Origin of the sequence: Kitasatospora sp. NPDC098652 (genome assembly GCF_044760155.1) — a bacterium.
Lineage (GTDB): Bacteria > Actinomycetota > Actinomycetes > Streptomycetales > Streptomycetaceae > Kitasatospora.
The window spans coordinates 157910-172935 of record NZ_JBIWAQ010000011.1; the positions used below are offsets into that span (position 1 = coordinate 157910).

At 72.0% G+C, this 15026-nt stretch carries 14 protein-coding genes; 11 read left to right on the forward strand and 3 right to left on the reverse strand.

The window, feature by feature from the left end:
* The first annotated feature begins 184 nt into the window (after positions 1 to 184).
* A complete protein-coding gene (locus tag ACIQWA_RS23950; protein ID WP_402485504.1) occupies positions 185 to 1108 on the forward strand; it encodes a lytic polysaccharide monooxygenase in 924 nt (307 codons plus the stop codon).
* A 148-nt stretch (positions 1109 to 1256) separates the two neighbouring features.
* On the opposite strand, the gene ACIQWA_RS23955 is transcribed toward ACIQWA_RS23950, so the two are convergent.
* From ACIQWA_RS23955 to ACIQWA_RS23965, 3 genes are all read right to left on the reverse strand, one after another.
* On the reverse strand, positions 1257 to 2450 hold the full coding sequence (locus ACIQWA_RS23955; protein ID WP_402485507.1) for a DUF2510 domain-containing protein: 1194 nt from the start codon (positions 2448 to 2450) through the stop codon (positions 1257 to 1259).
* Positions 2451 to 2559: 109 nt separating this feature from the next.
* A complete protein-coding gene (locus ACIQWA_RS23960) occupies positions 2560 to 3348 on the reverse strand; it encodes a 3-oxoacyl-ACP reductase (protein ID WP_402485510.1) in 789 nt (262 codons plus the stop codon).
* Between the two features lie 182 nt (positions 3349 to 3530).
* A complete protein-coding gene (locus ACIQWA_RS23965; protein WP_402485513.1) occupies positions 3531 to 4931 on the reverse strand; it encodes a glutamine synthetase family protein in 1401 nt (466 codons plus the stop codon).
* Positions 4932 to 5089: 158 nt separating this feature from the next.
* On the opposite strand from ACIQWA_RS23965, the gene ACIQWA_RS23970 reads away from it, so the two are divergent.
* From ACIQWA_RS23970 to ACIQWA_RS24015, 10 genes are all read left to right on the forward strand, one after another.
* Positions 5090 to 5818, forward strand: coding sequence for a gamma-glutamyl-gamma-aminobutyrate hydrolase family protein (locus ACIQWA_RS23970; RefSeq protein ID WP_402485515.1), 729 nt, complete (start codon positions 5090 to 5092; stop codon positions 5816 to 5818).
* A 257-nt stretch (positions 5819 to 6075) separates the two neighbouring features.
* Positions 6076 to 7170, forward strand: coding sequence for a cation diffusion facilitator family transporter (locus ACIQWA_RS23975; RefSeq protein ID WP_402485518.1), 1095 nt, complete (start codon positions 6076 to 6078; stop codon positions 7168 to 7170).
* A 57-nt stretch (positions 7171 to 7227) separates the two neighbouring features.
* Positions 7228 to 8130 carry a 5'-3' exonuclease H3TH domain-containing protein gene (locus tag ACIQWA_RS23980; protein WP_402485701.1) on the forward strand — a complete coding sequence of 301 codons (903 nt, stop codon included), beginning with the start codon at positions 7228 to 7230 and terminating at the stop codon, positions 8128 to 8130.
* Between the two features lie 133 nt (positions 8131 to 8263).
* Positions 8264 to 8920: an HAD family hydrolase gene (locus ACIQWA_RS23985; protein ID WP_402485521.1), complete on the forward strand. Its 657-nt coding sequence runs from the start codon at positions 8264 to 8266 to the stop codon at positions 8918 to 8920.
* 125 nt (positions 8921 to 9045) lie between these two features.
* Positions 9046 to 10254 (forward strand): helix-turn-helix domain-containing protein, encoded by a 1209-nt coding sequence (locus ACIQWA_RS23990; protein WP_402485524.1) that lies wholly within the window; start codon positions 9046 to 9048, stop codon positions 10252 to 10254.
* Positions 10255 to 10437: 183 nt separating this feature from the next.
* On the forward strand, positions 10438 to 10935 hold the full coding sequence (locus tag ACIQWA_RS23995; protein WP_402485527.1) for a hypothetical protein: 498 nt from the start codon (positions 10438 to 10440) through the stop codon (positions 10933 to 10935).
* 37 nt (positions 10936 to 10972) lie between these two features.
* Positions 10973 to 11404, forward strand: a complete 432-nt coding sequence (locus ACIQWA_RS24000) for an ATP-binding protein (protein WP_402485530.1) — start codon at positions 10973 to 10975, stop codon at positions 11402 to 11404.
* Between the two features lie 120 nt (positions 11405 to 11524).
* Positions 11525 to 12760, forward strand: coding sequence for a hypothetical protein (locus ACIQWA_RS24005; protein WP_402485533.1), 1236 nt, complete (start codon positions 11525 to 11527; stop codon positions 12758 to 12760).
* 108 nt (positions 12761 to 12868) lie between these two features.
* The gene (locus ACIQWA_RS24010; RefSeq protein WP_402485536.1) at positions 12869 to 14194 is read left to right on the forward strand and encodes a UDP-glucose dehydrogenase family protein; all 1326 of its coding nucleotides are present in this window, start codon (positions 12869 to 12871) and stop codon (positions 14192 to 14194) included.
* An 18-nt stretch (positions 14195 to 14212) separates the two neighbouring features.
* On the forward strand, positions 14213 to 14542 hold the full coding sequence (locus ACIQWA_RS24015) for a MazG-like family protein (protein ID WP_402485538.1): 330 nt from the start codon (positions 14213 to 14215) through the stop codon (positions 14540 to 14542).
* The last annotated feature ends 484 nt before the right edge of the window (positions 14543 to 15026 follow it).

Genomic DNA, 15026 nt, shown 5'->3' on the forward strand with positions numbered 1-15026 from the left:
CCTTTGCGCTGCCCGGGAGCCTACGGTCCGTCAACAACCGCATCACGCCTGGCTATTGCCTTATGGTCCAGACCAATCCTACGCTCTGGCCGAGGGCCGCGATCCGGGCCGGCGGCCCCCGAACGGGCAGGCGTGTCCGCTCCCCCACACCCGCCCGGAACGACGGCCAAGGAGTCCCCACCCCATGTCCATCAAGCGAAGTGCCCTGTCCGTCGGCGTGGTCGGCGCCGCGGTCCTCGCGGTGGCCGCGACCACCGCCGGCACCGCCAGTGCCCACGGCACCATGACCGGGCCGGTCAGCCGGATCGCCGCCTGCTACGCCGAGGGGCCCGAGCACCCGGTGTCCCAGGTCTGCAAGGACCTCGTCGCCGCGAGCGGCACCCAGCCGCTGTACGACTGGAACGAGGTCAACATCGCCAACGCCAACGGCAACCACCAGGCGCTGATCCCGGACGGCAAGCTCTGCTCGGCCAACCGCGACAAGTACGCGGCCCTGGACTGGCCCCGCACCGACTGGCCGGCCACCCCGGTCAGCGCGGGCAGCTTCACCTTCCAGTTCCGCACCACCGCGCCGCACCTCGGCACCCAGACCGTCTACATCACCAAGCCGGGCTACGACCCGACCAAGCCGCTCAAGTGGTCGGACCTCGACCCGACCCCGGTGGCCCAGGTGCAGGTCGACCGGACCGCCACCAACGGGTACTACACCTACCCGGGCACCCTGCCGCAGCGCACCGGCCGCCAGCTGCTCTACATGATCTGGCAGCGCAGCGACAGCCCGGAGGCGTTCTACAGCTGCTCGGACGTCGACTTCGGCAGGTCCGGCACCGCCGCCGGGGCCCCGGCCGTCTCCTCGTTCGCCGCCCCGGCCGCGCCCAGCGACGCCCAGATCGCGGCCGACGCGCCCAAGTCCACGGTCGCCCACCACGGGCACGGCGGGGACCCGAACGCCCCGGCCGGCCAGCCCCTCCCGACCACCTCGGCGGCCGTGGGCGGCACTTCCGCCACCGGTCCGCTGCTGCTCGCCGGTGCCGCCGCGCTCGGGGTCGGCTGGGCGGGCATGGTGCTCCGGCGCCGTCGCGTCGAGGCTGTTCGACGCGACTCCTGACGCCGGACGACGCGGGGCCGGGCCGGCCCACCCCCGTCCGGTCCGGTTCCGTGGCTCCCCCTGGGCCTGCGCCCCGAGGTGCACGGCGACGGCCCGCCGGGGAGGACTTCCTCCCGGGCGGGCCGCTGCGGTGTGAGGAGCGGGGGATTCAGGTGGTGGCCGTACCGGAGCCGTCGGGGCTGCCGTCCGGGCTGCTGCCGGAACCGGAGCTGCTGCCGGAACCGCCGCCCGTGCCGGAACCGGAGCCAGGCAGGCCGGGCAGACCGGGGACACCCGGGATCTTGCCCTTGAAGTCGGTGATGCCCTTCACGATGGTGTCCATCACGCCGACGTCCGGTGCCTTGTCGGCGATGTCGAAGCCGAAGTGCACCGAGACCAGCGCCTTGCCGTCCGCGGTCGGGAAGACCACCGTCTGGACGTAGCCGCTGTTGCCCTTGGCCGCGTCCACCTTCCAGCGGACCAGGTAGCCGTCCTTCCCGTTGACCTTCACGGCCTCGGACTTGAGCTCCTGGTGGCCGGTGACGTCGCCGTAGGACTCCTTGACGGCCTTGTCGATGTCGGCCTTCGCCGCCGCCTGGGCGTCGGTGCCGCCGCCGCTGATCCGGCCGGTGTTCACCCCGCCGAGGGTGCAGTTGTCGGTGCCGTCCGGGCACGTGTAGGCGCCGACGGTGAGCGCGGCGTAGCCGTCGTTGGTGGTGCCCGCCTGCCAGCCGGAGGGGGTGGGCAGGGTGAGTCCGTTCACCAGGTCGATCGCCTTGTTGGCGCCCGGCTTGGACTTCCCGCTGCCGTTGCCGCCGCCGGGGTTGCCCTTCCCGCCGTTGCCCCCGCTCCCGCCGCTCCCACCACTCCCCCCACTCCCGCCGCCGAAGCCGGGGAAGCCGGGGAAGCCGAACGACCCGTCGCCGTTCGGGGCCGGCTGGTTGCGGGCGGCGCTGCGCTGCGGCCGGCCGTTGTCGTGGCCGTCCATCGCCAGGTAGGTGATCCCCGAGCCGGCGCCCAGGCCGAGCACGGCGGCCACGACGGTGGCCACCACCAGCTTGGACGGCTTGCGGCGCGGCTTGCGCGGCACCTCGCCGGGCACCCCGTAGGCGGTACCGAAGGGCGGCGGCTCCGGGTAGCGGACCGCCGGGCCGCTGTCCAGGACCTCGCCCTCCAGCACCCTGGGCTGCTCGGCCGTCTCCGGCCCCGGGGCCGCCGCGGCCGGGGACTCCGGCTGGGGGGCGTCCGAGGGTGCGGGCCGGGTGTCGGCCGTCCAGCCCTTGCCGTCCCACCAGCGCTGCGGTCTCGGGTCGCCGGTGTTCTTCGGGTCCGGGTACCACCCGGCGGGAATCTGCTCGCTCACAGCAAAGAATCTAAAGGTAGCCGGATAAACGCGAAATCAGCGCAACCGGGAATTCCGGAGGTTTTCGATGAGATTACGGTGAGAAGCCCGGCGGGCCGGGGGCGCGGGCCTACAGCGGGGTGACGTACGCCCCGGAGATGCCGCCGTCGACCAGGAACTCGCTCGCGGTGATGAAGGAGGAGTCGTCGCTGGCCAGAAAGGCCACCGCGGCCGCGATCTCCTCGGCCCGGGCGAACCGGCCGAGCGGGATGTGCACCAGTCGGCGGGCCGCCCGCTCCGGGTCCGCGGCGAACAGCTCGCGCAGCAGCGGGGTGTCCACCGGCCCGGGCGACAGCGCGTTCACCCGGATGCCCTCCCGGGCGAACTGCACGCCCAGCTCCCGGGACATCGCCAGCACCCCGCCCTTGGAGGCGGTGTACGAGATCTGCGAGGTGGCCGCGCCCATCCGGGCCACGAAGCTGGCGGTGTTGATGATCGAGCCGCGCCCGTGCCGGCGCATGTACGGCAGCGCGGCCTTGCAGCACAGGTAGACCGAGGTCAGGTTGACCTCCTGGACCTTGCGCCAGGCGTCCAGCCCGGTGGTCAGGATCGAGTCGTCCTCCGGCGGGGAGATGCCCGCGTTGTTGAACGCGACGTCCACGCTGCCGTAGGTCTCGTACGCCTCGTCGAACAGCGCCTCCACCATGTACGGGTCGGTGACGTCGGTGTGCACGAACAGCCCGCCGACCGCCTTGGCGGCGGCCCGTCCGCTCTCCTCGTCCAGGTCCGCGCAGACCACCTTGGCGCCCTCCGAGGCGAGCCGGCGGGCCGCGGCCAGGCCGATCCCGCCGCCCGCGCCGGTGACCACGGCGGTGCGGCCGACCAGGCGGCGGCAGACGATGTCGTCCTGCTCGGTCATGGACCGTCACTCCTCGGTGTGGATGAAGACGTTCTTGGTCTCGCTGAAGTGGCGCAGCGCGTCCGGGCCTTCACCGCGCGCTGGACCGCCGCGTCCAGCTGCTCGGCGGCGGTGTCCGCAACGGTGGCGAGCAGCTCGCCGGTGGCGGGGTTGCGGACGTCGCTCGTCGAATCGGTCACGGCTCACATCCGTTCGAAGGAGCGGTAGCGCTCCCAGTCGGTGACGGTCCCGTCGTAGGCGGCCTGCTCGACCCGGGCCATGTTCAGGTAGTGCTCGACCACGTCGCCCCCGAAGGCCGTCCGGGCCAGTTCGCTGCCCGCCCACAACTCGGCGGCCTCGCGCAGCGATCCGGGCACCCGGGCGTACTCCTCCACCCCGTAGGCGTTGCCCAGGCAGGGCGCGGGCAGGTCGAGCTTGCGCTGCAGGCCGTCCAGTCCGGCCGCGATCATCCCGGCCACCGCGAGGTACGGGTTGACGTCGCCGCCGGGCACCCGGTTCTCCATCCGCAGGGCCGGGCCGTGGCCGACCACCCGGTAGGCGCAGGTGCGGTTGTCCCGGCCCCAGGCGACGGCGGTCGGGGCGAAGGAGCCCGGGCGGTAGCGCTTGTAGGAGTTGATGTTCGGCGCGTACAGCAGGCTGAACTCGCGCAGCGCGGCCAGCTGCCCGGCCAGGAAGTGCCGCATGGTGTCGGTCATCCGGCCGTCCCGGTCGGCGAAGGCGGGGGCGCCGACGGCGTCGCGCAGCGACAGGTGGATGTGGCAGCTGTTGCCCTCGCGCTCGTCGTACTTGGCCATGAAGGTGAGCGCGCAGCCCTGTTGGGCGGCGATCTCCTTGGCGCCGGTCTTGTAGACGCTGTGCTGGTCGCAGGTGGTGAGGGCGTCGGAGTAGCGGAACGCGATCTCGTGCTGGCCGAGGTTGCACTCGCCCTTGGCGGACTCGACGGTCAGCCCGGCGCCCGCCATCTCGTTGCGGATCCGGGCGAGCAGCGGCTCGACCCGGGCGGTGCCCAGCATCGAGTAGTCCACGTTGTAGAGGTTCGCCGGGGTGAGGCCGCGGTACCCGCCCAGCCAGGCCTGCTCGTAGGTGTCGCGGAAGACCAGGAACTCCAGCTCGGTGCCGATGTCGGCGGTCAGCCCGTACTCGGCGAGCCGGGCGAGCTGGCGGCGCAGCAGCTGGCGCGGGGCGGCGTCCACCGGGTGGCCGCCGTGCCGGGCCAGGTCGGCGGTGACCTGGGCGGTGCCGGGCTGCCAGGGCGTCAGCCGCAGGGTGCCGAGGTCGGGGCGCATCGCGAAGTCGCCGTAGCCGGTGGCCCAGGAGGAGAAGGCGTAGCCGTCCACGGTGTTCAGGTCGACGTCCACGGCGAGCAGGTAGTCGCAGGCCTCGGCGCCGTGCTCGGCGACCTCGTCGAGGAAGAAGCGGGCGGCGAACCGTTTTCCCTGCAGTCGGCCCTGCATGTCGGTGAAGGCGAGCGCGACGGTGTGCACCTCGCCCGCGTCCACCAGGACGCGCAGCTCGTCCAGGGTCAGTGGCGGCCGGGGCCGCGAACCCCCGGGGGCGTTCTCGGGCATGGCGTTCTCGGGCATGCCGAAACCCTCCTCCTCCACGATCACTCTTCGAGATCAAGCGGTCACAGCGAACCGTACGGCCTGCGGCTCACGGGGCGGAAGAGGGCGGACGGGTGTGGCGCGCCGACGTGCGTGATTGACGAAGTACCGGACGGTACGGGGGGAGAATGCGCGCCATGGATCGCAGGCCTTTCATCGGTGTCAGCACCTACCTGGTGGACGCGAGTTGGAGCGACTGGCGCGGCCGTCGCGTCGCCCTGGTGCCGGAGCGGTACACCGCCTATGTGCAGGACTCCGGCGGGATCGCCGTGCTGCTCCCGCCCGACGCCCCCGAGCGCGCCCCCGAGGCGCTGGCCCGGCTCGACGCCCTCGTCATCGCCGGCGGACCGGACATCGACCCGGCGTACTACGGGGAACCCGCCCACCCGTTGACGGACGTCGACTCGCCGGAACGCGACGTCTGGGAGGTCGCCCTGCTGCGCGGCGCCCTGGCGGCGGGCATGCCGGTGCTGGGGATCTGCCGGGGCATGCAGGTGCTGAACGTGGTCTGCGGCGGGACGCTGGTGCAGCACCTGCCGGACGTCCTCGACGTGGACGTCCACGCGGGCACGCCGGGGTGCTACGGCGCCCACCTGGTACGGCCGGTGCCCGGCACGCTGGTCGGCGGGCTGCTGCCGGAGACCGAGCTGGAGGTGCCCACCTTCCACCACCAGGCCGTCGACCGCCTCGGCACCGGCCTGCGGGTCAGCGCCCTCGCCCCGGACGGCACGGTGGAGGCCGTCGAGGGCCCCGGCTTCACCGTCGGCGTCCAGTGGCACCCCGAACAGGGCACCGACCTCCGCCTCATGCAGGCCCTCGTCCGCGCCGCCACGGCCGCCTCGCTGGACGTGATCACCCTCGCCTGAAAGGGCGATGAACGCCCTTGCACCAAGGGGCAGTAGGGCGCGGGCCGGCCCCGCCTCGTAGGCGTCCCCGACCAGGGCCGGTGCCACCGGCGACCCGGGCTCGGGGCGGGCGGCGCAGCGGCGATCGGGTGCCGTCCGAGCGGCAACGACAACGGTCACCAGTACAACCTTTGGATCTTTGTCGATTCTGCGGTTCACTTCGAGTGCGGGGCGATCGCGCCCCGTCACCTCCACCCGTGCGTCCAGAGAGGACTTCGATGGCCGGGCACGAGCATTCCCACGATGATCATGCACATGACCACCAGAACCCGCAGGACCACGGCAACGGAAACACGGGTCACGGCAGCCACGCGCACGGCCACGGGGGTCACGGCGGCCACGGGGGCCACTCGCACGGCGTCGCCGCCGACGCCGACCGCCGCTGGCTGGTCAGCGCCCTCACCCTGATCCTCGTCTTCATGGCCGGCGAGGTCGTGGTCGGCTTCGCCGCCCAGTCCCTGGCCCTGATCTCCGACGCGGCGCACATGCTCACCGACGCCGCCTCGATCGTGCTCGCCCTGGTCGCCATGCGGCTCTCCGCCCGCCCGGCCCGCGGCGGCTACACGTACGGGCTCAAGCGCGCCGAGATCCTCTCCGCCCAGGCCAACGGCGTCACCCTGCTGATCCTCTCCGCCTGGCTCGGCTACGAGGCGATCACCCGGCTGATCAGCCCGCCCGAGGTCACCGGTTCGCTGGTGCTGGTCACCGCGCTGATCGGGATCGTGGTCAACCTGGCCGCCACCTGGTGCATGTCCAAGGCCAACCGCAGTTCGCTGAACGTCGAGGGCGCCTTCCAGCACGTGCTCACCGACCTGTACGCCTTCATCGCCACCGCCGTGGCCGGTGCGGTCGTGCTGACCACCGGCTTCGCCCGGGCCGACGCGGTCGCCTCGCTGATCGTGGTGGCGCTGATGCTCAAGGCGGGCATCGGGCTGGTCCGGGACTCCGGCCGGATCTTCCTGGAGGCCGCCCCGGCCGGGATCGACCCGGACGCGGTGGCCGACCGGCTGGTCACCGAGCCGCTGGTCGAGGAGATCCACGACCTGCACATCTGGGAGATCACCTCCAACCAGCCCGCCCTGTCGGCGCACATCCTGGTCACCCCCGGCGGCGACTGCCACGCCGTCCGGCGCGAACTGCAGCGCCGGCTGGCGAAGGAGTACGGCATCACCCACAGCACCCTCCAGGTCGACCACGTCGGCGAGGACGAGGCGGGCGCGCTGCTGCAGATCGCCGGCCCGGGCAACTCGGCCGCCGAGCACTGCGCCGACGCCCACGGCCCGGTGCACCGCGCCGGCCCGCACGAGCACTGAGACCACCGTCCGTCGGCGCGGTGCGGCATGATCTGACTCGTGACCGCACCGCGACTGATGCTGCTCGACTCCGCCAGCCTGTACTTCCGGGCCTACTACGGCGTACCGGACTCCCTGCGCTCGCCGCAGGGGGAACCGGTCAACGCCGTCCGCGGCCTGCTGGACTTCATCGCCCGGCTGGTCCACGACCACCGGCCCGACGAACTCGTCGCCTGCATGGACGCCGACTGGCGCCCCCAGTGGCGGGTGGACCTCGTCCCCTCGTACAAGACCCACCGGGTCGCCGAGGCCGCCGTGGACGGCGAGGAGGAGGTTCCGGACACCCTCGCCCCGCAGGTGCCGGTGATCGAGCAGGTGCTGGACGCCCTCGGCATCGCCCGGGTCGGCTCCCCCGGCTACGAGGCGGACGACGTGATCGGCACCCTCACCGCCCGCGCCACGGGCCCGGTGCAGATCGTCACCGGCGACCGCGACCTGTTCCAACTGGTCGACGACGAGCGGCAGATCACCGTGCTGTACCCGGTCAAGGGCATGGGCAACCTCCAGGTCACCGACGACGCGGTGCTGCTGGAGAAGTACGGCGTGCGCGGCGACCGGTACGCCGACATGGCCGCCCTGCGCGGCGACCCGTCCGACGGCCTGCCCGGCGTCAAGGGCATCGGCGAGAAGACCGCCGCCCAGCTGATCAACGAGTACGGCGACCTGGCCGCGATCCGCGCCGCCGCCCTGGACGTCGGCTCCCGCCTCACCCCGGCCCGCCGCCGCAACATCGTCGAGGGCGCCGCCTACCTGGACGTCGCCCCCACCGTCGTCCGCGTCGCCACCGACGCCCCCCTCCCGGACTTCGACCCCACCCTCCCCCGCGAGCCCGCCGACCCGATGACCCTGGAACACCTCTCCGCCCGCTGGGGCCTCGGCACCTCCCTCACCCGCGTGCTGGAGTCCCTCGCCACCCGCTGAGCGCCGCGGAAGGGGCCCGCACGAACGCTCTCGCGCGGACCCCGGTCATCTGCCCTCACGCGGCGGCGAGTTCGGCGACTCAATGGGCGAGTACCTTCGCCGTACTGCGACGCACCGAGAAGGGGAACTCATCATGGCGCAACCGGCTGTGCCCGGCACGCTTCCGTCCAGGTACCGAGGCTTGATCCTCGACTTCGCCGGCGTCCTCACCACGGATGCGCTTGCTGTGCACCGCGAGTGGTGCGCAAGCCAGGGACTCGACCCCGAGGCCTGGCGCCGCACGCTGAACACGCACCCGGTCGTCCGGCAGCTCTACGCCGACCTTGAGCGCGGCACCCTCAGCCAAGCGGACTGGAACCGACAGACCGCGCCGTACCTCGGACTGACCGAGCACGAGAACCTGATGGGCCGAGCGTGGGCCGGCGTCCGGCCGGCGGCCGACATGGTGGCCCTCGCCAAAGCCGCCCGGGAAGCCGGCTACATGGTCGCCATGCTGTCCAACAGCTTCGGCCTGGACCCCTATGACCCGTACGCCGCCTGCGGCGTGTGGGACCTGTTCGACGTCACGGTGATCTCCGAGCGCGAGGGAATCGCCAAGCCTGACCCGGCGATCTACCAACTGACGCTGGACCGCACAGGTTTGCCGGGCGAGGCGTGCGTGTTCGTGGACGACCACCCGGTGAACCTGCCGCCGGCCGAAGCGCTCGGCATCACCACGGTCCTCGCCGACGGTCAGCCTGGCACCTCGGCCCGGGTGGCGTCCCTGCTCGGCATCGGCGCCTGCGTCTGACCTGCGGCAGGACGACCACCGCCCCGCGCGTCAACTGGCCTGCGGGGCACAACCGTTCTATGTCACACCCGCACCCTGCGGGAGCACCGTCACAGGAAGGCCACAACCTGGGACGGAGTCAGCCGATGACCCTGTGGGCGGAACGGACCACGGCGGAGCGTGTCAAGATCCTGCGCGGCAGGGAGGTGACGCAGGAGAACTTGGCAGAGAAGTCGGGCGTGTCCCTCGGCACGATCCGGAAGCTCGAACAGGGCGGCAGCCTGTCGCTGCCGTCGCTGATGAAGGTAGCCGCCGGCCTCGGCACGGACGTGTCGGTGATCCTCGGCCAGCAGTCCCCGCGCCGGGGCATGGACCTGGACGAACGCTCGGCCCTGCGGGCGGTGTCGGCGGCCGTGCACGACACCGGCCTTGGCATCGGCACCGACGTGGAGCCCGGCAGCCTGGAGGAGCTGCGGGACGCCGCGCGGCGCGCTGACGCCGCGTTCTGGAGCGGCCGCTACGTGGAGCTCGGCGCGCTCCTGTCCGCCCTGCTGCCCGAGGCGCGGGCGCTGTTCGACGCCGCCGGACCGGACCTGCGCGAGGCCGCCGGCGGCGTCCTCTCCGACGCGTTCCAGACCGCCGCCGTCATGGCCAACATTCTCGGCGCCCGCGACCTCGGATACACCGCGATCACCCACGGGCGCAACGTCGCCGACCAGGTCGGTGACGACCTTCGGTCCGCCCACCTGATGGCGTCGCTGTCGTGGATCTGCCTGCGCGACGGCCATACCTCCAAAGGCGTTCACGTCGCCCAGCAGGCCGCCGCCAAGGTCGAGCCGCGGATGTCCGACAGTGACCCGGACCGGCTCAGTGTGTACGGACAGCTCGTCACGAACACCGCCGTCGCCGCGTCCCGAGGCGGGGCGAGCGCGGACACCGCCCGGGACTTTTTGAGCCAGTGTCACGCCGTCGCGGCCCGAATCGGCCGCGAGCACGCCCGAGGCAACCAGGGCCAGCCCTTCGGCCCTTCCTACGCCGCTACGCAGGCCGTGTCGGTGGCGATGGCGCTCGGCGACACCGCCGGCGCACTGCGCTGGATCGAGACGACCCGTCTCGACCCAAACACGCCGCTGTCCACGCGGGCCCGGTTTCACCTGGACATCGCGCTGACACGCACCGAGACGCGGCAGTGGGAGGCTGCCGCCGCCGAGTTGAAAGAGGCGTGCCGGATCGCCCCGAGGTGGGTCCGGCACCAGGCTCTTCCGGGGGTCATCACGGACCGGATCGCGGACGTGTCGATGTCCATGGCGCGGAGCGTTGCGCAGGCCGCCGGCGTCCCTCTGGTGGTCAGGTAGCGCGCCACGTCGTGACGTGGTGGTCCATGAGCTTCGGAAACACGCGGCTACCACGCCCCGTGGCGCCCGGCCGCCGCGCCGAACGCGGGTACCACGGAGCGTGGTGGTCGGCGGTGGATGACTTCGTCGGCTACCACCACCCGTGTATTCACCGACAGTGATCGTTCGATGACAGTGGTCGGCATGACCAGTGACCGCTCCCGACCCGTCGGCGGCGTCCCCGTCGCCATCTACATCTGCGTTGGTGACGCACCCGCCGCCGATCTCATCGCCGCCCATGTCCGTACGTTCGCCGAGGCCTGTCAGTGGCCGGTGGCCGTGCTCTCCGTGGACAGCAACCCCGCGCAACCCCTGATGGCCCGGCCCGGCTGGCAGGCAGTGACCGACGCCCTGTCCGAGCAGACGGTCGTCGGCGTTGTTACCTGGACCCGCGACATGGTCCACGACGACCCCATGGCCAGCCCGAGCCGGCATGCGGCCGCCTTCGACCGGCTCGCCACCGTCCTGCGCGAACGCGGCGCGTTCCTCGCCGCCGCCCACCCCGGCGCCGTCGCGGTGCCGCTGCGCCGCTCCCCCGGCGACCACTGGCGCCGGCGCGAGCTCGCGTCCTCGGCCGCCGGCCTGTTCACCCCCCGTCGCGCGGCCGGACTCGGCACCGACCCGAGGGACACCGGATGCTGACCCGGCCGACCGCCGCGCGCCCCGCATGGCACCGGCGATGACCACCGCCATTGACCGGACCCCACCGGCCGCCCCGCCGGCCCCGGCCACCATCCGGCTGCCTTACGCCCTGCAGTCGGCACGCGACGCCCGCCGCCTGGTCAGCGCCAAGCTCACCGAGTGGGGCCTGCCCCACCTGTCCAACGACGCGGAGCTGATCATCTCCGAGCTGGTGGGCAACGCGGTGCGGACCGGCTGCCAGACGCACATGGTCGTCGCCGTACGCCGCCCCACAGCCGGCACCGTGCGCCTACTGGTCTCCGACGGCTCGGCGTCGCCGCCCGTGCGGATCGACGCCGGCCCCACCGCCGAGTCCGGCCGGGGCCTGACCCTGGTTCACCACCTGACGAACGGCAAGTGGGGCGTCCAGCTCTGGCCTCGGGGCAAGGTCGTCCACGCCGACCTGGCCGTGCCGGACGACCGCGCCTGACGGCACCCAGGACTCCGCCGCTGTTCCAGGCGGATCAGGCGCCGGCCGCGCGCATCCCCCGAGCAGCGGCCGGCTGCCCCAACAACCCCTGATCGCGAACACCACCCGAAGGAGACGGCCGTGTTCCTGCCCTATCCCGTGATCGAGCAACTGACCGACGCGCAGGTCAAGAGCTGGGAACAGCACTTCGCCGGCGATGGCCACGAGCGCCCCCGCTCCATCGAGGAAGGAATCTGGCGCCGCACGCAGGACGCCGCAAACGCGGCACAGTCCGGCTGGTCGGTGGACAACGCCGGGCGCCGCCGGGTCGTTCACTACCGCTACCAGTACGGGCTCGACTACACGTTCCCTGTCCCGCGCCTGGTCCTGTCGGACCTGTACCTGTTCCACTCCTGCACCGCCCCCGCCGACGAGATCGCTGCGTACCTGCGGCAGATCGGCGAGTGGCTGGGCCGAGGCAACTGGCGCTCGAAGGGCGATGGTGTGTGGGCGAAAGGTGACCTGCGCCTTGGCGTCGCCGATTACGACGACCGTCCACAGGACGAGCGCGCCGGACGTCTCACCCCGGCGGGCTTCCGGTCTGTCGACCTGTGCTTCATCTCGGAGGACTTCAAAGTCCCGCGCACCGTGCGGAATCTGCCGTGGGACGTCCTCGCGGGCGGCATGCGGGTCAAGGGCCAACGCGGAGAACCCACGATCGCACCCGACCTCACGCCGATCCTGGACTTCCTGCCGTTTCAGGTCGAAGTCGGCTGTGGCACGTCCATCGAAGCCGGTATCCCACCGCTGCACTACCTGCACGAGGTGTACCGGGTCACCGACCGCCGCGACAACGCCCTGACGCAGTCGCACGCCTTCACCCTCAGTCCCGAGGCCGACTCGCTGGTGCCCGAGATGCTGCTCAGCGCGGACACCAAGGCGCCCGACCTGGTCGCCATGTTCCGCGCATGCTTCCTCGCCGAACCGACGGCCGCGCACCGCGCGCTCAAGGCCCTGCACACCGCCGGACACCTGGTCGGCCCCGTGATCACGCACAACTTCGACACCCTCTCCGCGCGGGCCGGGCTGCCCGAGGTGGTCGTGCGCCGCTACGACCAGAAGATTCCGCCGGTGCCGCTGCTGCCCGAAGCTCGCTCCCTGCTGGTCGTCGGCCTGCACGCCGACCGGCGCGCGGTCCAGCAGCGTGCCCGCGACATGGGGATGCGGATCTTCTACGTGGACCCCGAAGGGCTGGTGGAGAACGGCACCTTCAAGTCCTACCCGATCGAAGGAGCCCGCACCGGCGATGTAGTCGTGCGGCAGGGCGCAATCCCGGCCCTGGTCAGGCTGTGCGAGCTGCTGAACATCAGCGTGTGACAAGACGTCACATCCGGCTCGGGCCTGGACCTTCGGGCCGGTAGCGTCGCGAGGGCGCGCACGCCCGTGTTGCGCCCTCGCGACCACCTCACTTCGACAAGGACCATCATGCGCGTCTCCGTGATCGGCTGCGGCCACCTCGGCATTCCCCACGCCGCCGGGATGGCTCACCTCGGCCACGAGGTCTTGGGCGTCGACGTCGACGCCGCCAAGATCCACCAGCTCAACCAGGGAGAAGCCCCGATCTTCGAAGCCGGGCTGCCCGAACTGCTCGCCAAGCACACCAGCTCCGGGCAGCTGCGGTTCACGACCAGCATCGCCGAGGCGGCCGCGTTCGCCGACGTGCACTTCCTCGCAGTCGGAACCCCGATCGACGCCGACGGCCGCTCCTACGAGCCCGGGCAGGTCTTCGGAGCCGCCCGCGCGCTCGCGCCGCACCTGACACGGCCCTGCACGATCATCGGGAAGTCGACCGTCACCGTCGGCACCACCGCCCACCTGACCCGGCTGGTGCAGCGCCTCGCCCCGGCCGGTGAGGCCGTCCACGTCGTGTGGAACCCGGAGTTCCTGCGCGAAGGCCACGCCGTCGACGACACCCTGCGGCCGGACCGGCTGGTGGCTGGCCTCACCAACCCGAGCGCCGAAGCAGTCGTGCGCGAGGTGTTCGCGCCGATCCTCGCCGACGGCTGCCCGCTACTCGTCACCACCCCCGAGACGGCAGAGCTGATCAAGGGCGCCGCGAACACCTTCCTCGGCCTCAAGGTGTCGTTCATCAACGCCGTCGCGGACATGTGCACCGCCGCCGGCGCGGACGTGATCACCCTGGTGCAGGCCCTCGGCATGGACCCCCGCATCGGCGCCGGCGGGATGCAGCCCGGCATCGGCTACGGCGGCGGCTGCCTTCCGAAGGACGTGCGCGCGTTCACCGCCTCCGCCGCCCACCTCGGCGCCGATGACGCCGCCGAACTGCTTCGCGCGGCCGAGCGGATCAACGAGAACCGGCCGCGCTCCGCCGCCGACTTGATCGAAGAGCACCTGCAGCGGCCCTTGAACGGCGCGCGGGTCGCCATGTGGGGCGCCTCCTTCAAGGCCGGCACCAACGACGTCCGGGAGTCCCCGGCCCTCGCTCTGGCGTCGCTGCTGCACACCCGAGGCGCGCAGGTCACGGTGCACGACCCGCACGCGAACGCTACGGCGATCGTTCGGCACCCCGAACTCGATTACGCCGACACCATCGCCGACGCCTGTCGGCGGGCGGACGCGGTCGTGGTCGGAACGGAGTGGCCGCAGTTCCGCGACGCCGACCCCGCCGAGCTCCGGCCGCTGGTGAACAACCCCCTGGTCATCGACCTGCGAAACGTCCTGGACGCCGACCAGTGGCGCACCAACGGATGGACCGTCCACCAGCTCGGCCGGCCGCAACCCACCAGGTAGACCGAGAGGAACACCACCATGGAAAATCTCTTCGACGCGATCGAGAACCTGTCGGCCGTGTGCCGCGCCGCCGGCTCCGGCCTGCCGCCAGAGGAACTGAAGGCCTTGCAGGTCGGCAAAGTCGGCGAGGAAGCGGGCGAGGCCATGCACGCCCTGCACGGCCTCAAGGGACTCACCACCTGCGCCGACGACCACACCTGGGCCGAGGTGCAGAATGATCTGACCGGCGCCGTTATCGCCGCCATGATCGCCATGCACTACGTCGACCCTGACGGCTGGCGCCAGGCCTTCGCCGAGACCTTCCACCGCCGGACCCGTCGGGGCCGCGAGGCAGCGTCCGCCGCGTGACCCTGTCACCCCGGTCGACTGAGGCAGGCGGCCGGGGAACGATGGCCCCCACCCCTGGCTGATCGCGCTTCGAGCAACTCGACTGCGAGGCAAGACCAGTACGGCATGTCGGTCTTCGAAGACCTCGAAGACCGACATCACTCACGACAACAGCCAATTCGTATTCGCCAGCAGCGCCCCGCGAGCGGCGAGGTGCTTCCCTCTCCGTCATCAGTTGCGGGTGGGGGCTACGTCCTTCTGTGGAGGAAGTCAGCCGAAGCGACTCTGCACAATTCCGTCGCCGCTTCGGCTGAGCCGAAGCGGCGGCGGCACCACCCGCGAACGGCGAGGCGCAGCCAAAGCCGCACGGGGGTGGGGGGTGGGGGGTGGGGGGTGGGGGGTGGGGGGTGGGGGGTGGGGGGTGGGGGGTGGGGGGTGGGGGGTGGGGGGTGGGGGGTGGGGGTTGAAGCCGCCAAGGCCGCAGGCCTGGCGGCTTCACCCCCTT